The sequence below is a fragment of the Pseudomonas sp. GM24 genome, assembly GCF_000282235.1.
GTDB lineage: Bacteria > Pseudomonadota > Gammaproteobacteria > Pseudomonadales > Pseudomonadaceae > Aquipseudomonas.
Map to the genome: position 1 here is coordinate 17236 of NZ_AKJR01000021.1, position 20461 is coordinate 37696.

Genomic DNA, 20461 nt, shown 5'->3' on the forward strand with positions numbered 1-20461 from the left:
GGCTTACAGCTTGGCGTCGGCGGCCATCTGCACGTAAGTCGGATCGAAACGCAGCTTGAGGTTGCCGGTGTCGCCACTGGTCACGCCGTTGGCGAAGGCCATGCCGACCGCGCTGGTGTCTTTCGCGCCTTCGCCGAGCAAGCCGTGCTGGAAGGAGAATTCGGCGACCTTGCGCATGGTTTCCGGCAGTTGTTTGCTGGTGGCGAAGTTCAGCGCTTCGCTTGGCGTGGCGAACAGTTTGGTGGTGTCGAGTTGTGCCTGGAATCCAGCGAGGTCGGTGCCCGAAGCTTTGGCCATGTGCTCCAGCGCAGCTTTGCTCGCGGCGTTCTTGGCGTTCATCAACTCGACCACTTCGAACCACGCGCCGGTCAGCGCTTTGCCCAGCGCCGGGTTGTCTTTGAGGGTGGCGCTGTTGACCACCATCATGTCCATGATCTCGCCAGGAATCTGGCTGGAATTGAACACCTCGGTCACGCCCGGTTTGGCCTTGATGTCCGAGAGCATCGGGTTCCAGGTGGTCACGGCGTTGACCTGTTCGGTGTTGAAAGCGGCGGAGATATCGGCGTCGGAAGTGTTGACCACTTTCAGGTCTTTCTCGGTCAGGTCGACCGAGTCCAGCGCGCGGGCCAGCAGGTAGTGCGAGACCGACAGTTCGACCAGGTTGACGTCCATGCCCTTGAGGTCGGCGACTTTCTTGCCGGCGCCCTTGAGGACGATGCCGTCGTTACCGTTGGAAAAGTCGCTGACGATCAACGCGGTGCTGTCGACGCCGCCGGCGGCCGGAATGGTCAGCGCGTCCATGTTGGTCATGGTGCAGCCGTCGAACTGGCCGGCGGTGTACTGGTTGATCGATTCGACGTAGTCGTTGAGCTGCACGACGTCGATCTTGATCCCGTACTTCTTCGCCCATTTGTCGACGATGCCCTGGCTGCCGGCGTATTCCCAGGGCATCCAGCCGGCGTAAATCGTCCAGCACACGCTGAAGTGGTCTTTCTGGGCGGCGGGGGATTGCGTGCTGATGAGCGCGGCGAAGGCGGCGGCGAGCAGGGCGGGCAAACGTAGTCGGGTCATGGTGGATTCTCCAGTTGATCAAGGGCGGACAGGAAGGCAACGCGGCACCGCGAACGGTGGCTTGTCTCCCGGGCTTTTGTCCCGCCGTGTAACCTCAACTGGAGGTCGCCAACTCTCGGACCAGCCACTCGCGATTGCGAGCCGGAACCCTAGTCAGCCATTGCAAATTGTGGTGCCGCGAACCTGTGATGACTCCTGCACGGGTTTGCTAAAGCGAGACGCGTGCCAAGTTGCGTCAGGCGCTCTGGCTCGGGCGCGCGGGTGGCGTCGGTTTGCAGGTGAGGGCGATGTGGCGCTTTGTGTTGGTGCGCGGCTGCACCGTCATGCAGCGTGGTTGCCGCTGATCTGATGGTTTTGCGGTGTTGGCACTCGGCATGGCTTCGCCAGTCAAAACAGATGTCAGCCGGTCTGTGCCGACTGCTGTCGCGGGTCTTTCAGGAGGCCGCCATGCTCATTCAAAAAACGTTGCGAAGGGCGCTGCTGGGAGCGGTGCTCGGTTTCGGTCTGTCCGGTTGTTATTACTACGCCGGTCCCTACGATGCGTATCCGTCCACCTACTACTATCCCGGCTATTACTCGCCTTATTACTACGGTGGTTATTACGGGCCACGCTACTACGGCGGTGCGCGTTATTACCACGGTGGCTACGGGTATCGGGGTGGTTACGGACGGGGTTATCACGGCGGCGGATATCACGGTGGCCACCATTAATCAGCGGCTGAATGACAGCGTTTTCCAAATGAACAGGATTTCATTAATCACTTGTTTCAACTTGTTGCAGGAACGCACCAGATGCCGAAAACGCTGTCTGATTTTTCGACAGTCACCGATTAAATGACTGTCGCCTGCCAGCGTCGCTGGTGTGGCCAACCCGCGGTCCAGGAGGCCGCCATGTATAGACGAATTCTTCTGCTTGCTGCGTTGATGTTTTCCGTTGCCGGTTGCGTCCCGTACTCTTACGCGGACTCGTATTACAGCTCAGAGGTCTACACGTCACCCGCACCGGCCTACTACAACACAGGCGGCACCTATTACCGGGGTGGCAGCACGTATTACGCGCAGCCACGTTACTACCAGCCAGCCCCGCGGTACTACCAGCAACCGCGCTATTACCAGTCGGCGCCGCGTTACTACCAACCGGCCCCGCGCTACTACGAAAGCCGCCGCTGGCACGACAACGATCGCGGGCGCTGGAATGGCCACCGTCGCGGCGGTTGGGATAACGATCATCGCGGTCGTGGCAACTACGACCGACACAGTGGACGCGGCGATCACAATGGGCGTGGTAACCGCTGGTAATCACCCGCAAATGAAAAGCGGCGCTTGAAGCGCCGCTTTTTTGTGCCTGAGGATATCGTCTGGATGAAGACCAACTGTAAAGCGCACTAAATGACTTAAGGCCGCGGTCGCTTTGGCGCTTGAATCTGATGATCAGCGACTAGGGTCCGGTTTGATCGCTATATCAGGCACCGGCTTGTAGGACAGGCCGTAATCCACCAGTAATTCATCTCCCTTGCGAATGTCATTCAGCGCCACGTAGAAGGTCAGGTTTTTCCCCGCGGCGATGGTAATGACGTTATTCGACCTCCATGCCGGGCCATTGCCCAGTTGCGAGGTATTGATCAGGCTCAGGGTATTGCCCGTGTGCAGCGCACTCACTGAGCGATTGCCCGAACGTGTGCCGAACAAATAGGTCAGTACAGCCCGTGAACCTTGTTTGCGTATCTCCCGAAACAATGACGCTTCTGATTCGTGGAATTTGCCCGCGTACGGTCCAAGCACCTCAAATTTGGCAATATCGCGGCGCGCCCATACCGACGCGCCGCGATTGGGTCCACCGTCATCCAGGGCCGTGAGCACTTCCAGAGTCTGATCAAACCTCACCTGATGCTGCCCTTCGGTACGCAACCAGTCTTTGATCGATTCCTTGATCTGGGTTGATACGTGTTGTTTGCTTGCGCTATCGAGACCGTCAAGCAGGCCACTCCAGTTGGCGATACGGATGTCATCAATCGGCCCCTCTACGGATAAGGTCCGGCTGATTGTCGGGTTTTGCGGGTCTTGCAGGATCGGCAATGTGTTGTCGGCTTGATGAGGCAACGACGAGGAAGCCCCAGGTTCAATCTTGATGGTGACTGGCAAGATGTCGGAAGAGAGGCCTGGAATTTCGTCGACACGCTCTGGCGCCTCGGCGGGCTTCTTCGGTTGCGGTGAGTCCAGCGAGACCGGCGCCGGGCGCTTTTGTGGCGCAATCGTTTCAGGGGGCTGGTCTTCAAGGCGTGGCAGGGTACTTTGCCCCACTCCTTCGAGACGTCGCAAGGCTGTGTCTTTTAACGTGCCGTCAATGTTGACGTAGCTCATCCATTGGCGGGGATCGAGTCCGTTCTGGCGCCCGAACGCGGTCACCGAGACGGTGTTGTCCGCAAGCCTGAAAAGCACGTCCCAGCGGCGTAAATGTTCGTCGGTAATTGCGTTGTAAGTATGGCCTGCGGCCTTGTGCATCAAGGCCTGCCCCCGTGGCCCCAGACCTCCATCGGCCCGGACATAACTGTAAAGTGTATTCGGATGAAGATGATGATGACCGGCAAAACCTTCCACGGTCATTGTGTCTCGCTCCTGCTGAGACATCTTCTGCCAGTCACGGACATGTGTTTCATCCGGCTGGTTGAAGGCCAGGTCGGCAGGACGGTCACGTACTGATATGCCGGTCGCGCTCAACTCGCCGTCAGGTTTCACGTAGTACTCAAATGTTTTCCGCGGCAGATTGTTCTGTCGGGCAAAGCCTGCGCGGGTGAGGCTCTGTCGCTCCGCTTGCGGTAACGCCAGCCAGTTCCGCAAATGTTCGGTAGTGATCCTTTGTTTGCGCACTCTTGTGCTTTGTGCTCCGCTTTCGATACGCCGTAAGGCTGCGGTTCTGAGGGTTCCATCGATTTTGACTTTCGATTGCCATGTAGCAGGATTGAGTGAGTGCCGACGGACAAAATCCTCTGCCGTGAGGGTGTTGTCTTGCTGTCTGGAAAGCTCGTACCACTGACGCAAATGTTCATCGGTCAAAATGTTATAGGTGCCACCGGCCGCGCGGTGCAGTAGCGATTGTCCGGCTGGCCTCAAGCTTCCATTGGCGTACACATAGCCCGCAAAGGTCTCTGGTTGAAGATAATGATGACCGGAAAATCCTTGAATTGTGATGGTGTCACGCTCTTGCTGAGTCATGTTTTGCCAATCACGGACGTGCGTTTCGCTTGTCCGATTGAAGGTTTTGTCTGTCGGACGGTCGCGTACGAGTACACCGGTTTCGCTCAATTGGCCGTCAGGCTTCACGTAGTACTCGAATGTTTTTCGCGGCAGATTATTCTGCAGTGCAAAGCCTTCTCGGGTTAGCTGCTGCTGTTCTGCTTGAGGCAGTGCCTCCCATCGCCGCAGGTGCTCGGCAGTGACCCTCTGGGTCTTGCCCTTCGGACTCTTGCCGGGCACCTCGATCTGCCGAATCACCTGCGCTTCTGCTTGCTGAAGCGAGACAGGCTGATCGATGTTTTGTCCCGCCTTATCGAGACGTTTGACAGCTTCCTCTGTCAGCGATCCATCTTGCTTGACGTGCTTCTGCCATATGAAGGGGTTGAGCTGATGTTGATGCATGAACTGCGTGGCTGTCATCGCGTTGTCCGGCTGCCTGAAGAGCGCATTCCACTGGTGCAGATAGTCATCTGTAAATGGGTTATAGGTACCCCCGGCCGCTCTGTGCAGCAGCACTTCGCCAGCCGGCCCCAGGCCACCGTCGGCCCTGACGTAACTTCTGAAGGTTGCCGGGTTCAGGTGATGCAGGCCGGCAAATCCGCCCATGGTCATTACGTCACGGGCGTTCTGCGTCATTTTCTGCCATTCGCGGACATGCGCTTCGCTCGGCAGATTGAATGGCGTGTCAACGGGGCGGTCGCGCACCAGCACGCCCGTGGCGTTCAATTGGCCATCAGGCTTGACGTAATACTCAAATGTTTTGCGAGGTAGCAGATACTGTCGGGCGAAGCCGCTGCGAGTAACTTGTTGCTGTTGCGCCGTCGACAATCCTTCCCATATCCGCAAATGCAATGCGGTAATCTCCCGCCCAGCCCCTTGTGCGCCCAGTCGTTGCCACTGCTCATCCCGGAGATGCTGAATCAGCAATTCGGTTTGCCGGTTATTGTGATAGACCCGCGCCTGCACAATGCCGTCTTCCGTGCGAGTGATCTGTCTGACCTCGTACACCGTCGATTTACCGCTGCTATCGGTATGGCGTATGTGGGAGAGATGCCCATCGGCGGCAACATATACCCCTTGGCTGTTGCGAGAGAGCCCGGTGATTGTGGACTCGGGCACACCGTAATGCCCGAACAGATCATGGCTCAGCTCGAGTAACTCATCGACGTGTGAAGTGATCACTCTGCCGGCGACCGCCTGGGTGGCGACCGCGAACTCCTCGATCGGGCTGCCATAAGGTCGCATCGTGTTGGCATCAAATGAATACCAGTGACCATTCTTCAACACGGCGGCGCCTTCCACAGTCTGGCCAGCCACTTTTATGGTGCCTGTTGCCGCCGCATCATATTGTGTGCTGACAGCTTTCAATACGTCGTAGCTGTCAGCGGCGCCCCTGAGCCGGTTGACGGTTTTGGCACCTCGGGAGAGTAGATGAGCGCCGCCGGTAGCGAGGAGTCTGGCCAGATTACCCAGGCCACCCACCGGGTTGAGCACCTCGATGGTGGCGACGCCGATAACATGAACGGTCTTCAGTGCCTTGGTCCCGGCGGAAAGAGCTGTCCTGCCGATCCTGATCAATTTTCCGGCAGTGGCGGCGCCCGCAGTGAGAAAACCGAATACATCCACTGTGAGATCAAATACCGCCTCGCCGTAGTTGCCCTTCTGAAAATTGACGATGGCGGACCTGAAGGGAATCAGGTTCAACAAAAACTCCCCTAGCGCCTTGGGCCGGTAATATTCGTCCATAGGCGTCTGCCCGCGTGCCAGCTCTTTGATTGTGGGGTCATCCAGATCAAGATGTTGTACAAAGGTATCGGCAATCGCACGGGATCGAGCGCTGTTGAAACTGTTCAAAAGTGATTCGCTGACGGTGCGCTCACGACCCAGTTCATTTGCCGCCTCACGGGGGACAAGCTCTCTGGTCGTAAAATATTTGTTGGCTTCCCTGGAATCCTGATGCTTTGCCTTGTGCGGGGCTATGCGTTCGATCGTGTCTTTATTGATGTTGATTTCATACGCGTGGAAGTGGCCGCTCAACTGCGTTCCAATGAGCAGTCCGGGCGCGTTCGGGCAGGGGGTATGGTTGAAAAAGCCATCTGACAAAAATGATCCTTGCTGGAAAAAGCTGATTTTTCCAAACTCGAAATTCTTTCGGTCCTCCCGTGGGAGCAGGGAGATCATGTGCCTGACCGTTGTATTGACAGCGGTTTTTTTAGCCTCGATGGCGCGCGTGAATTGCTGTTCGAAAGCCTCCCGCACGCCAAATGTCGGGTTACTGTTCAATGCCTCCAAGGGAATACGCGAGTCACTCGATGCCAGCGGCCGTGGATTCGGCAAATCCATCATCGCGTAATCCAGTAGCGAATGAATGCCACTAAAACCCGTCTGTCCACGCTCGCCACGATATGTATCTGTGTGGAGTGCCTTGACGTCGAAAAGCGGACCCAAATCGCCAAATCGCTCCATCAATATGGCCAGGGCAATGTCTTTTCGTGTCGGTAATTCCTTGTCCAGTACTCTGGCGGCAGCAAGCCGCTCATCCAGCTCCTGGTTAAATGTCGCTCTTATCGTTTCAAGTTGTCCGGCGGTGTAGCTGTCATCGTTTATTTTCAGGATGATTTCGTTGGCCATGGCCCAATCGAGTAACGCAGCTGTCTGAATGCGCTGGGTAGATGCAGGGTCTGCCAGGCGGGCACTTTGCGCCATGCTCATGACCTGGGCAAACGTCAGGCCGGGGACTTTGCCCGGTGTTTGAGCTTCGATGGCCATTGCTGCCATGGTCAGGTTGGCCCAAGCCAGACTGCCAACTTTCAGATTCTGAGGAGTCTCTGCAATCAGAAACTGCGGGGCCAGCCTGGCCAACAAAAGGTACGCACCGGCTTTCGCCAAGTCAGCGCTGGTTCTACCTTCACGGCTTAAATGAGCAGCCAGTTCACCTGCAACTTCAGAGGCGTGCCGACCCCAATGCCGATCACTGGCCAGATCAAAGCCGGCTGTTTTGTGCCGATCAGGGGTTGTGATCGATTCGGGGTCCAGCTGCAGTGTGATGCCCGCCAGCAGGTAATCGATCGCACTGCTTGCGCTGTCAATGCCTTGCATTTTCTGTTGCAAAGCTCTGCCCATCAGTTGCCCTTGCGCACAGCCGAGCAGGGTTTCAAGTACCCGGGCAGGATCGTTCACGATGTTATCCGGGAGTGGGCAGCGATAGCGCAGAAACTCCAGCACACCGCCCTTGGTTTGCATCACCAGCGGCTGATCGCCCAAATGGTGCGCATGATTCATCGTGATCAGGCGCAAGCGCCGTTGTTCGTCTGGACTCAGTGGAATCGGCCAGGACAATGCCCCACCCGGATTACCCAGCGGTTGCCGGATGGCACTGCCGGTACCTGCGTTTGACGAGTCGATGTCGTCAGGTTCTGGCGTGGATTGATCGTCAAGGGGGAGCGGGTGAATCTGCGAAGGTGTGATTACGAGGGTATTGCCCGTCATGAGACTGTCCATAGTCAAAGAGTCGTCCTTGGGAAACGCGGGGTGCTTCCAGCGTTCACGAGAGTAAAAACACTCCGTGAACAAACGCCATAAACCAAGTGTGAGACTTTGCGTACAGGTCAGATGAGCCCAGTGTCGCGCGGCCGGAGAGGATGTAAACGGACTTCCTGTCCAATCCGGCGATAGGCTCAGTAAACCCTCAAATCCGCCAACGGGTGCCGCACCGCTTTTTTATGCCCGTCGAAAAGTCGTCCCATTAGCCTTCTCCTAGGGCATTCCCGGACGCTTCCTACAGTTTCATTTCCTTGCATTTGTTAGCGTTTGTTCCTGCCGATCGAGGTGAGCAAAACTCAGTTCATTAGCGGCGAATAAAAGGACGATGCCGCTATGAAGCTTCTTGTGATTCACCAAAACTTTCCGGGCCAGTTCCGTCACGTGGTGCTGGCGGCGATTGACAGGCGTCACGAGGTTTTGGCGATAGGTCGGGATACGGCGCCGGGTATCGCAGAGGTGAAAATATATCGATACCGCGCCGCCAGCAGAGCAGCGGGCGCTATTCACCCCTATCTGATCCGTTACGAACAAGCGGTGACTGATGGAGAGAAAGTTTTTCAAATTCTGAGCCGACTGAAACATTCGGGTTATCGGCCGGACGTGATTCTTGCTCATCCCGGATGGGGGGAAACGCTCTTCGTCAAGGATGTCTATCCTGACACGCCGCTTATTCACTATTGCGAATATTACTATCGAGCGCAGGGCGCGGACTCTGGGTTCGACCCTGAATTCCCGCGAGCCACAAGAGAGTCATCAAGGCTGCGAGTGCTCAATTCGCTGCATCTTTTGAATCTCGAACAATGTGACATTGCCATTGCGCCTACGCGGTGGCAGCGCAGTCTGTTTCCGGCCGCTCATCAGTCGGCCATTCGGGTTATTCACGAGGGCGTCATTCAAAGTTCTTGCTTGGCGAAAGTTGGGGCCGTCAGGTTGCCCAATGGCGTCGAGCTGAGAGCCGGGCAGCCGATCGTTACTTATGTCGCGAGGAATCTTGAGCCTTATCGCGGGTTTCACAGTTTTATGCGAGCGATCCCGCATATTCAGGCTGAGTGTCCCCATGCGCAGATAATCGTAGTGGGCGGTGATGACGTCAGTTATGGGTGTAAGCCGGTTGGCTATGCAAATTGGCGCAGCAGGATGCAGGCAGAGGTAAGTTTCGATCATTCCACCGTTCATTTCACTGGGAAGCTTCCTTACCGGACTTACCGCGCGATTCTGGACTGCTCAAAGATTCATGTTTATTTGACGTATCCGTTTGTTTTGTCGTGGTCGTTATTGGAGGCGATGGCGGCTGGGTGTGTGGTAGTAGCGTCAGATACGGCTCCGGTAAGGGAGGTGATCGTCGATGGTCACAATGGAATGCTGGTGGATTTCTTCGATCATCACGGTATCGCCAAACGTATTACCAAGGTTCTTGATTCCGTTGATGAGTACGACAGCCTGCGCAGCGCCGCGAAGTTGACGGCGAGCAGATTTGATGTGGAGTACGGCACTAAACACTACTTTGAGGTATTTGAAAGCGCGATGTCCGGACATCTCAAGAAACAGCCTGAAACTCAGTTTGACCGGGAGCTTTGAAATGCTCGGGATGTCGCGTAAGCAATGGGTTAAATGGTTTAAAAACTTGTTGAAATACGGCTTGTTTATTTATGTCTGTTACTGCGTGGTTGATTTTTATATCCGTAAAGAAGAAGTCGCCGAGGCAATGGCAATCTATTACGCGGATCAGGAGGCCTGTCAAAAGAAGCTGGCGAGCCTGAAGCAGGTGCCCATACTGGGCGGCAGCTATGTGGATAAGACTCTGGTCCCGGAGTTTTATGTGGGCATGCCTGAATTGGCGAATAAGAAAGCGTGTCTGGCCAATACGCTCAAGGGGCATTTCTGGTGGACCGGGACGGGCTTGCGCCGGTACCAGGATCAGAGCCTGAAGTCGATTCCTGAAAGTTGGCGTCTTTATAAACTGAACGCCGGGCTTTATACAAAAAAAGAAACCACCGAGCCTCATGAACGGGGCTATCGCCACATCAACTGGCCGGATGAGTTGATTGTGAAGTTGAAAAATTATCCTGGACTGGAACTTTGGCTGAATGCACCTCCTCCGCATTTCAAGAATGAGGCTTCCGTTCGAAAGTTTGTCATTGCTGACTGGCCGCGGCGTGATGGCACCCCTCGATTGATAAGCTGTAACGGCTTGATTCGCCCGGCTGCTGAAGAAGAACTGACTGACAAGAAATTGGCAAAGCTCAGTAGAACCGAATTGGAAAACCTGGATTTTGGGAGTTTGAACTTTTTTTGCACTGTGGAGTTGCACAGCTTCGACTTTTCCGGAGGGCACGGTCGGGTAAGTCTCGGTTTATGGTCATTACGAGAATCACCTGAAATGCTTAAATTTCTCAGTGGCTATCTTTCACGCTCTGTTATTACAAGGAAGTAACGATGAGTTATGTTTTTAATGATCTGGAAAAAACAGAAATTTTAAATGCAGCAAACATTTGCAAGGGGCTGATGTTCGATTCTGAAGATGTCGAATATCTTGCGCTGGAATTAACAGGGGCTAACTGCGCTCCCCTGTATCAAAAGCTATTCGATATTATCGGCAAAAGAGTTTCTGAGGTTACCGCTGTCGATCAAGAAGCGGGAGAAATTCTGAAAAGTGCCAGGCTCTGGCTTGCCGTGGCCATTGATGCCAACGGTGGAAACGGTGCCTACTCCGCCCTGATTCGCGGTTATACGTCGCGGCAAGGTGAACTGAGATTGAATAAAATTTTCAGTGAAGAGCTGATGCAACTGTCATCGAATCAGGTCGCCGCCAATTTCATCAATACCTTGATCGACGGATCTCTCGCCGGTCGACTGGCACCCTGGACGGTGCCGTCCATCAGCCAGATTGCAGAGATTGATGCCAGTGCGATCGGCAAGGCACTGTTTAGTGAGGCTTGCGGAGAGAAAGATACAGCCGTGAGCCATAACGCCGGTTGGTCCGGGACAGTCGGGTTCAGCCTGCTGGGTGGAATGCCACCCTATGAAACCTGGAGATTAATCTCCGCTGGTGATGCGGAACGGGAAGATGGCGGCCCACCAATTCAGGCACAAGCCAACAGGCTCGATGACTATAAAAATATTCTGTTCGCCATCGATTCATACAGTGTCGGCCTGCGAGCGGCGATCAGCAATTTCGGCATCAACCCATTGCAAAGTCTGCTTTCTGTCGTGCCGGAGCAAATCAATATCGCGCTCGCCAGTGGCAGCCTCAATCCCCTGATTCAGCATGTCGTGAAAGGCACGCCGGTTTCCGCCGTGGTCGACCTGATGTTGCGTTACGGCCAGAACGAATTTCTGGACATGTTCAAGCGCACCTACGACGGCGATTCAGCAGCGCCACCTACCACCGATGAAACCTTCGCCACCAACGCTTACGCATTCTTCTCGGCATTTCCACCAGAGCAGTCCCAAAGCATCGTCACCCGATCAATAGGTGAATACGGAAACGCGAATTCATGGGCAAAACTGGCTGGCGAGTCGACACCCATCGGCCTGGCGCTGCGCAATTCCCTGAAGCAACTCAGTGAAATCGTCCTTGAGCGAGCTGACGGTTACCCCGGACGCGGACTGGAGCTCTACGATCCGCTGACTGGCGAAGGTTTCATTACCGCGCAATGGCTCACCGATCGTGCGCAGATGTTGGCCCGTTTGATTGCCCGAACTCAGCGCTCGTTTGGAGAACACTCGCTGCAGAAGTTTTCCTACTCCGATCTCGCCTCAGCCAAACAGGTGCCGATGACCACGGGTGTGTTGAACTCGCTGGTCATGTTCGGTGATGACGGCGCGCGGTCTTTCGCGGGCGGTGCGAACACTGATCATCTTTATGGTGGCGCGGGCAATGACACGATCAACGGGCTGGCAGGTCACGATGTCATTGAGGGTGGACGCGGCAACGATTTGCTTGCCGGAGGCGACGGCAATGATGCGCTGCACGGAATGGCCGGTGATGATGTTCTGGTCGGAGGAAAGGGTAACGACTCTTTGATCGGTGGCGAGGGCAGCGACCGCTATGAGTTTTCCAGCGGTGATGGCATCGATGAAATCTTCGACGCCACCGCAAATGGGCAGCTATGGATCAACGGCTCGCCGATTCCTTCACTCAAACGTCGCGCCCCTTTGGGCAATATCTGGTCGACCGAGGATCAGGCCATCACCCTGACCCTCATCGAAGAACTCACTGAACCCACGCTCAACATCAAATATGGCCTGAACGATCTCGTCGTTATCAAGAACTTCCGCTCCGGGCTGCTTGGCATCCGACTTCCTGAATACCAAGGCCATACGGTCTCTGCTCCCGATCTGGTTCTCCAGGGCGACTGGAAAGCGAAGGATATCGACCCCAATGTTCCCGGTGATCAGTTCTCATACGATGAGCTGGGCAACGCCTTGCTATTGGCCAACGTAAAACAGAGAAACAAGGCCGATGTGCTTAACGGCTCTGCCAAGGACGACGTCATTCTCGGACTTGGCGGTTCTGATCGATTGTTCGGCAAGGATGGAAACGATCAATTGTTTGGGGATAAACAGACGACGCTCGAAAAAGCCATGGCCGCTGGCGACGTCAAAGGGAAAACAGCTCGAGGTGATTGGCTTGATGGAGGCGCCGGCCACGATTTGCTCATCGGTACGGCATCCCAGGACGTGCTTCTGGGCGGTAACGATCGGGATACGCTGATTGGAGGTGCGGGGGATGACATTTTATCAGGCGATGAAACGACCGGCGCGCTGGAGCAGAAATGGGGATTCAAACGCGTCGACGTTCTTATAGATGGTGGTGTCACCAGTCACCGAACTGTCTTTTCAAAGGCCTCCTTTAACAGTTCGACGCAGGGTGATAACGATGTTCTCTACGGCCAGGGCGGTCGTGATGTTCTCAATGGTGGATGGGGCGAGGACCTGCTTGATGGCGGAACTGAAGATGATCTTCTTTCGGGGGATGGTGGAAATGACACGCTGGCCGGAGGAAGCGGTAACGACACAATGATGGGCGATAACCTCGACTGGGGCGGTGGCCTGCAAAGCAAACACCATGGCAACGATGTATTGGACGGTGGCAGTGGCGATGATTGGCTCACTGGTAACGGTGGAGCCGATGCGATTTATGGTGGCTCAGGCAATGACACTCTCAAGGGGGATGACGATGTACTGAACGGCGTTGCAGGGGACGCCGCCCACTTTTTTGGAAATGACCTGCTGGACGGTGGTGCAGGAGACGACAAGCTCTGGGGCGGTGGGGCGGATGATCTGCTGCTCGGAGGTGAAGGTAACGACGCGCTGGCCGGGGATTATGCTGAGCATCCGGTTCGTTATCACGGCAATGATTTACTTGATGGTGGAGCGGGCGATGACACACTTCAGGGAATGGGTGGCTCCGATACCCTGATCGGTGGGGCAGGAGCTGACGCGATGGATGGCGATGTGTCCAACCTGCAGTCAGGTGGAATCAACAATGATTACCTTCAAGGCGATGAAGGAAACGATACCCTTTTGGGCGGCTTGGGCGCCGACACGCTTTATGGCGGCGCTGATGATGACATTTTATCCGGCGACTATGAGCAGACAGCCGAGGCCGAACACGGCGCAGATTATCTGGACGGTGGATCAGGCAACGATACCTTGTTGGGCGGTGGTGGCAACGACACGTTATTGGGCGGGGAGGGCGTAGACCACCTTCGCGGCGATTCCGGCAATAACGTTTTTGATGGCGGTGCCGGTAACGACGTGCTGGAAGGCCATGACGGTGCTGATGTTTACTATTTCGGCGCTAGCGATGGTCTGGATATTGTTACCGATGCCGGCGGCTGCAACATCATCAGGTTCGGCACAGGCTTTTCCGCACAAAGTCTGAAAGCCGACATTATTGAAGTTGCCGTCGGCACGGTATTGCGGCTGGCCAACGGCGCGGGCGACGCGATACTCATCAAGAGTCACGAGCAGTGGAAGGATTCCACATTCAGTTTCAGTGATGGCGTTGTACTTGATTATGAGGATGTCCTGCGTAAAACATTGCCGCCGATAAAGGTGCCCGAGTCACCTGTACCGGAAGTTGTAACCGCCTCAGGAATCCAGCAAAGCAAAGTTGAAGATCCGGTTCAGCCAGACGATGTAACCATCGCGGCGCAACGCCCTGTGGCATCTGATCACCCCGTTGACTGGACTGAAAAATTCCTCGCGCAAATCAAATCCAAGCGCTACGCCCGCAAACACGCCACAGGTTTCACCTTGAGTGATCAAGGCGTCTGGGTTCGCAGTCATATCACGACTAGCGACACCGGTTACATCACTCACACCGAGCTGAGCGATGACGGCGTCGAAACGGGAACACTGTCTGACGCGCCGCCATGGATGAAGGTTGATGCAGGGCATGCCGTGGTCAGTGAAAGGCAGTCGAAAACCACAACCCGTGTCGAACATAAGCAGGTGAAAGCCGATGGGGCGATAGCCTCTTCGAGTCAGGTGCCTCGCTATTATCGATCCGGCTCGGCCAACGGCTTTTCATTCAATACCGGAGATGTATTGGTTGAAGACCGTAAGGAATCCGGCGCGCTTGAGGGCTGGTACATCTATCCGGCAGCAAGCTTCGGTTCGGGGGAAACGGTGCCCAAGGCGTTTCGCTGGGATGTCACAACTGAAACGATCAAACGCAAAATCGTCTCTGGCGACGATGCCGGCGGGCGAGTCAACGTCGAAGTGGAAAACGTTTTCCACGGCGGCGCGGGAGACGATCTGATTGTCGCTTATGCAGGCTCCCCACTTGACTACGGCACTGTCGGCGACAGAGCACCGGGCGCGTTTTTATCCGCAGGTGCAGGTGACGATACCTTGCTGGGCTCCGAGGGCGCCGACTATCTGGTCAGCGGGGCAGGGGATGATTGGCTTTACGGTGAAGACGGTGCCGACACCTACATCGTGCAAGCGCACGCCGGAGCAACTACCACGATTGCGGATGTGCCGAACCCTGTTTTCCACCGAGCAGAAGTTGGCGCAGCGGGGTGGAAAGACAAGTACGGATTGATCGATCAGGACACGGTCGTCCTTCCAGCAGATGCGCAGCGCAATGCACTGCAATTGAGCTGGGGTGCTGCGCTGATAGAAACCACACATGTCGAGCTGGAACCCAACCCTGGTCGCGGGGCACACCGCAATCCGCCAAGAGCGAAAATGCTCCATCCGACACTCGATATCAATTGGGGTGGGATACAGAAAGTTCGCATCGTCCTGCCCCTCAACGGTGAACTTGAGGGGGCCGGGATTGAGCTCTTGAATTTCGCCGATGGGTCGGTCGTGAGTTTGAAGCAACTCTTGGAGTCAAGTCAGCTGGGCCCTGCGCCCGAGACTTTTCATACGGGTGTAACCGTTAACAATTCAACGCGTTTTACGTCTCTGCGAGACGGACGGGCGCTGCCGTTAATCGGTGGTCGAGGCAACGACACGATAAGCGGCGCGGGGGAAATCCGAGGCATGGAAGGGGATGACGTGCTCACGGGCAGCCCCGGTGATGATCTGCTGTTGGGTGGGCCGGGCAATGACACGCTGACCGGCGGCGCCGGAAATGATATCTACCGATACGATGGCCTCGGCAGGGACGTGATCATCAATCGCGGAGCCGACCTTGACGGGATCGACTTTTCCGAACGCAGGCTGACGATCGACAGCTTGAAGTTTCACCGTGAGCGCGATGATCTGGTGATCGTGGTGGATTACGGCATGGCACCGAAAATCCGGGTTTCCAATCATTTTGCCGCAGGCGAAAGCGCAATCGGCTTCATAAGAACCAGCGAAGGAACAGCGACTCAAGACTACAGCGCGATGCAGATTGCTGAACGTCTGCACCCTCTTCCGCCATTGAGGGATGTCGAAGACATTTTGATGAAGGGCGACGAAGAAGCGCAGCGGGCGATGACGGAGATCATTCAGTTTTACGAGCTGAATGTCTGAGTCGTATGGCGACTGATTGAGCCAGCTCGCGATGGGAATCCAGTCGTCATCGCGAGCATCGCGTCAGTTCAATACTGCGTCAAATCCGCCAACGGATGCCGCCCCTCCCAAACCTTGTGAAAGTGCGCGTCAACCACCGCATCCGGCACATTGTTGATATCCGGCCAGTGCCAGTGCGGCTTTTGATCCTTGTCGATCAACCGCGCGCGAACCCCTTCGCTGAACTCCGGATGCCGGCAGCAATTGAGGCTCAGGGTGTACTCCATCTGAAAGACTTCGGCCAACGACATGTGCCGGGCGCGGATGATCTGTTCCCAGACCAGATGCGCGGTCAGCGGCGAGCCTTCGCTCATGGTTTTCGCTGCTCGGGCAATCAACGGATCGCTGCTGTCGCGCTGCAGGCTGATGGCTTTCCAGGCGCAGGCCACATCGCTGACGTCGAGCAGTTCGTCGATCTGCTGCCGCCGTGGCAGCCACTGCGCCTCGGGCAACTGCGCCACGGCTTCCTGCTGCAGGGCCTTGAGCAGGCTGTTGAGTTGCATGTCGGTCTGTTCCTGCCAATTCAGTTGCAACAGGCCTTCGATCAGTTGCGGCTGTTGTTCGTCGAGCAGGAAGCGATCGGCCAGATCCAGATCGATCGCATCACGGCCGTTCATGTGCGCACCGGTCAGGCCCAGAAACAAGCCGAGCTTGCCCGGCAGCCGGGCGAGAAACCAACTGGCGCCGACGTCCGGATACAGACCAATGGTGATTTCCGGCATGGCCAAACGACTGCTCGGCGTGACGATCCGCGTACTCGCGCCTTGCAGCAAGCCCATGCCGCCGCCGAGCACGTAACCATGGCCCCAGCAGATCAGCGGTTTCGGATAGGTGTGCAGGCTGTAATCCAGACGATATTCTGCGCTGAAAAACTGCGCGGCCAGCGGGGGTACCTCGCCGGGGTGAGCACGACAGGCCTCGACCAGGCTGCGCACCTCGCCGCCGGCGCAGAAGGCCTTGGCGCCGTTGCCGCGCAGCAGCACGCAGACGATTTGCGGATCCTTGGCCCAGGCGTTCAGTTTGTCGCTGAGGGCGTTGATCATCGGCAGCGATAGCGCGTTCAGCGATTGTTCAGCATCCAGGCTGGCGATACCGATGCGGGCGCCGTCGGTGCCGGTGAGTTCTTCGAAGTGCAGATTCATCGTGACCTCGATCGGGAATTTGAACGATCAGTATGATCGTTGTGTGGGAAAGTGCCGGATCTGCATCAGATCAATTGACAAGCGTGGTCGGCTTTCCTAGGGTTCGCCCCATTGTTTTTGCCGGGTATGACCATGACTGCTGACGACCGTATCAAACTCGAACCGAGCTGGAAGGAGGCACTGCGTGCTGAATTCGACCAGCCTTACATGGCAGAGTTGCGCCAGTTTCTGCAGCAGGAGCGGGCGGCCGGCAAGGAAATCTATCCGCCGGGGCCGATGATTTTCAATGCCTTGAACTCGACGCCGCTGGATAAAGTGAAGGTGGTAATCCTCGGCCAGGACCCGTATCACGGCCCGGGGCAGGCCCACGGTTTGTGCTTCTCGGTGCAACCGGGCGTGCCGGCACCGCCGTCGCTGGTCAACATCTATAAAGAGTTGAAGCGCGACCTCAACATCGACATTCCCAATCACGGCTACCTGCAGAGCTGGGCCGATCAGGGCGTGCTGATGATCAACACGACCATGACTGTCGAGCGCGCCAACGCCAATGCGCACAAGGACAAGGGCTGGCAGTTTTTTACTGATCGGATCATTGAACTGGTCAGCGAGCGCCAGCCGCATCTGGTGTTCATGCTCTGGGGCGCCCATGCGCAGAGCAAGCAGAAGCTGATCGACGCGACCAAGCATCTGGTGTTGACGTCGGTGCATCCGTCGCCGCTGTCGGCGTATCGCGGGTTTTTGGGTTGTGGGCACTTTAGCCGCACCAACAAGTTTCTTGAGCAGAATGGCGAGACGCCGATCGAGTGGCGTTTGCCGCCGATCTAAAAAGCATCGCGAGCAGGCTCACTCCTACAGTTGAAATGCGCTCCCCTGTAGGAGTGAGCCTGCTCGCGATGGGGGCAACTCGGTCTTACTCGGGATTACGATTCCAGTATTTGAACAATGGCTCCGCCAGAAACAGCACAAACAGCAACCGCATCACCTGCATCGCTGTCACCAGCGGCACAGACAGTTGCAGCGTCTCCGCCGTCAGGCTCATTTCGGCGATGCCGCCAGGCATCATGCCCAGCGTCAGTGAACGCAGATCCAGATGAGTGAGCGCGCTCAAGCCCAACGCCGCCAGTGAGGCGATCAACATGGTCAACGCCGTGCCAATCAACGTCCGCCCCATAAAGGATGGCGCGCGACGGAAAAACTGCCGATTGAAGTGGCAACCCAAACCGCTGCCAATCAACCACTGGCCAATCTGACTGCCGCCATTGGGCAAGCCAATGTGCAGATCCCAGCCAATGCTCACCGCCGCACTCACCAGCAACGGCCCGAACAACCACGGATTGGGTTGACGCAAACGCTGCCAGAGCCACGCAAGCAAACCACCCGCCGGAAACAGAAACGCCAGCCAGCGCCAATCGACGCTGCCGGCATGAGAAATCGGTGTGCCATCGCCAAGCAAATACTTGAACGCCGCCGGCACGCACAGCACCACCACCAGCACGCGCAAACTCTGCCCCGCCGCAACATGACTGAGCAGCGCGCCATTGCGCGCGCCGAGGTTGACCATCTCCCCGGAACCCCCCGGCATGCTGGAAAAAAACGCCGTGGCGCGATCCTCGCCAGTACGGCGCATCAACCACACACCGACCACCGCCGACAGGCTGGTGACCAGCGCGCCGAAGAAGATCAATCCGAAATGACTGAGCACCTGTTCCATCACCACCGGGGTGAAGTGCAGGCCGATGCCAATGCCGACAATCCACTGGCCGCACTTGCGGCCGCCAGGGATTTCCGTGAGTTGCCACGGGGTCAGGCAGCGCACGAGGATGATCGCCAGCAACGAGCCGACCATCCACGGCAGTGGCCAGCCGATCTGACTGGCGAGATAACCGCCGAGCAGACCGACCAGCGGGGTTCCCCACCAGGATTTCAGTGAGGCGCGATCAAACATCGGCGATGGCGCGACGCGCGACCGAACGTTTGCGCCAGATGCGCAGCAGCGGCATCAGCAGCATGATCGCGGTCAGCACCCAGACACCGAAAGTGATCGGGCTCGACCAGAGGATTTCCAGCGCGCCGTTGGAAATCGACAGTGCACGACGCAGGTTCTGCTCCATCAGACCACCGAGGATGAAGCCCAGCAGCACTGGCGACAACGGGAAGTCGAGTTTGCGCAGGATGTAGCCGAAGATACCGATGCCGACCATCAGGAACAGGTCGAACGTGGTGGCGTGCACCGCGTAGACGCCGATCCCGGTAATGATCGCGATCACCGGCACCAGTGCCCAGTTCGGCACCGCGAGGATGCGGGTGAAGATGCGGATCATCGGAATGTTGAGGATCACCAGCATGATGTTGGCGATGAACAACGAGGCGATCAGGCCCCAGACGATGTCCGGTTGTTGCTGGAACAGCAGCGGGCCCGGGGTGATGTTGTACAGCGACAGCGCGCCGATCATCACCGCCGTGGTGCCCGAACCTGGCACGCCCAGCGTCAGCATTGGCACCAGCGCACCGCAGGCCGACGCGCCAATGGCGGTTTCCGGCGCGGCGAGGCCACGGGCATCACCCTGACCGAATTTACCGCTGGCGCCGGCGATGCGTTTTTCGGTCATGTAGGCCACGGCACTGGCCAGCGTCGCGCCGGCACCCGGCAATACGCCCATGATGAAACCGAGCAGGCCGCAACGGATGTTCACCACGAACACCGAAGACGCTTCCTTGAAGTTGAACATCATCCGGCCGGTAGCTTTCACTGCTTCCTGGCCGCGATGGGTTTTCTCCAGCAGCAACAGAATTTCACTGACCGAGAACAGGCCCAACACCAGCACGACGAATTGAATGCCGTCAGTCAGGTGAATGTTGTCACCGGTAAAGCGGTAAACGCCGCTGTTGGCGTCGATGCCGACGCTCGACAGGAACAGGCCGATCAACGCCGCGATAAAGGTTTTCAACGGTCGATCACCGGCCATGCCGCCGAGACAGACAATCGCAAACACCATCAGCACGAAGTATTCCGCCGGCCCAAAGGCAATCGCCCATTTCGCCAGCAGCGGCGCGAACAACACCATGCCGCAGGTGGCGATAAACGCGCCGATAAACGAACTCCACGCCGACAGCGACAGCGCTACACCGGCCAGACCTTTGCGGGCCATCGGGTAGCCGTCGAGGGTGGTCATCACGGTCGACGCTTCGCCCGGAATGTTCAGCAGAATCGAGCTGATCCGCCCGCCGTATTCGCAGCCCAGATATACCGCCGCGAGCAGGATCAACGCCGACTCCGGCGGCAGGCCGAGGGCGAAGGCAATCGGAATCAGCAGTGCCACGCCGTTGATCGGACCGAGGCCCGGCAGCAGGCCGACGACAGTGCCGATCAGTGTGCCAGTCAGGGCCGTGACCAGGTTGTAAGGGCTCAGCGCAACGCCGAAGCCTTGACCCAAATAACCGAGGGTATCCAT

General features: G+C 56.9%; 11 protein-coding genes and 1 riboswitch. Of the genes, 6 read left to right on the forward strand and 5 right to left on the reverse strand.

Annotated elements, in window-relative coordinates; genetic code table 11:
- Nucleotides 1-3 precede the first annotated feature (3 nt).
- A complete protein-coding gene (locus PMI23_RS03015) occupies nucleotides 4-1071 on the reverse strand; it encodes a putative urea ABC transporter substrate-binding protein (protein WP_007911457.1) in 1068 nt (355 codons plus the stop codon).
- A 63-nt stretch (nucleotides 1072-1134) separates the two neighbouring features.
- Nucleotides 1135-1235: riboswitch (guanidine-I (ykkC/yxkD leader) on the reverse strand.
- A 283-nt stretch (nucleotides 1236-1518) separates the two neighbouring features.
- Between PMI23_RS03015 and PMI23_RS03020 the strand changes: the two genes are divergently transcribed.
- Entirely contained in the window at nucleotides 1519-1782 is a 264-nt protein-coding gene (locus PMI23_RS03020) for a hypothetical protein (protein ID WP_007911455.1), read from the forward strand.
- 180 nt (nucleotides 1783-1962) lie between these two features.
- The gene (locus PMI23_RS03025; protein ID WP_007911452.1) at nucleotides 1963-2370 is read left to right on the forward strand and encodes a hypothetical protein; all 408 of its coding nucleotides are present in this window, start codon (nucleotides 1963-1965) and stop codon (nucleotides 2368-2370) included.
- Between the two features lie 132 nt (nucleotides 2371-2502).
- Here PMI23_RS03025 and PMI23_RS03030 read toward each other — a convergent pair whose 3' ends face one another.
- Nucleotides 2503-7794, reverse strand: coding sequence for an SET domain-containing protein-lysine N-methyltransferase (locus PMI23_RS03030; RefSeq protein WP_007911450.1), 5292 nt, complete (start codon nucleotides 7792-7794; stop codon nucleotides 2503-2505).
- Between the two features lie 387 nt (nucleotides 7795-8181).
- Here PMI23_RS03030 and PMI23_RS03035 point away from each other — a divergent pair, with 387 nt between their 5' ends.
- Genes PMI23_RS03035 through PMI23_RS30145 form a run of 3 tightly spaced genes read left to right on the forward strand, consistent with a single transcriptional unit; the run spans nucleotide 8182 to nucleotide 15828 of the window.
- Nucleotides 8182-9426, forward strand: a complete 1245-nt coding sequence (locus PMI23_RS03035) for a glycosyltransferase family 4 protein (protein ID WP_007911448.1) — start codon at nucleotides 8182-8184, stop codon at nucleotides 9424-9426.
- 1 nt (nucleotide 9427) lies between these two features.
- Complete coding sequence (locus PMI23_RS03040) at nucleotides 9428-10282, forward strand: hypothetical protein (RefSeq protein WP_007911447.1); 855 nt, start codon at nucleotides 9428-9430, stop codon at nucleotides 10280-10282.
- Nucleotides 10283-10284: 2 nt separating this feature from the next.
- Complete coding sequence (locus tag PMI23_RS30145) at nucleotides 10285-15828, forward strand: calcium-binding protein (RefSeq protein ID WP_007911445.1); 5544 nt, start codon at nucleotides 10285-10287, stop codon at nucleotides 15826-15828.
- A gap of 68 nt (nucleotides 15829-15896) precedes the next feature.
- On the opposite strand, the gene PMI23_RS03050 is transcribed toward PMI23_RS30145, so the two are convergent.
- Entirely contained in the window at nucleotides 15897-17009 is a 1113-nt protein-coding gene (locus tag PMI23_RS03050; RefSeq protein WP_007911443.1) for an enoyl-CoA hydratase/isomerase family protein, read from the reverse strand.
- Between the two features lie 132 nt (nucleotides 17010-17141).
- Between PMI23_RS03050 and ung the strand changes: the two genes are divergently transcribed.
- Nucleotides 17142-17834 (forward strand): uracil-DNA glycosylase, encoded by a 693-nt coding sequence (gene ung, locus PMI23_RS03055; protein ID WP_007911441.1) that lies wholly within the window; start codon nucleotides 17142-17144, stop codon nucleotides 17832-17834.
- A gap of 85 nt (nucleotides 17835-17919) precedes the next feature.
- On the opposite strand, the gene PMI23_RS03060 is transcribed toward ung, so the two are convergent.
- Nucleotides 17920-18954: an AbrB family transcriptional regulator gene (locus tag PMI23_RS03060; protein ID WP_007911438.1), complete on the reverse strand. Its 1035-nt coding sequence runs from the start codon at nucleotides 18952-18954 to the stop codon at nucleotides 17920-17922.
- Nucleotides 18947-20461: a tripartite tricarboxylate transporter permease gene (locus tag PMI23_RS03065; protein WP_007911435.1), complete on the reverse strand. Its 1515-nt coding sequence runs from the start codon at nucleotides 20459-20461 to the stop codon at nucleotides 18947-18949. Before PMI23_RS03065 ends, PMI23_RS03060 begins: the two co-directional genes overlap by 8 nt.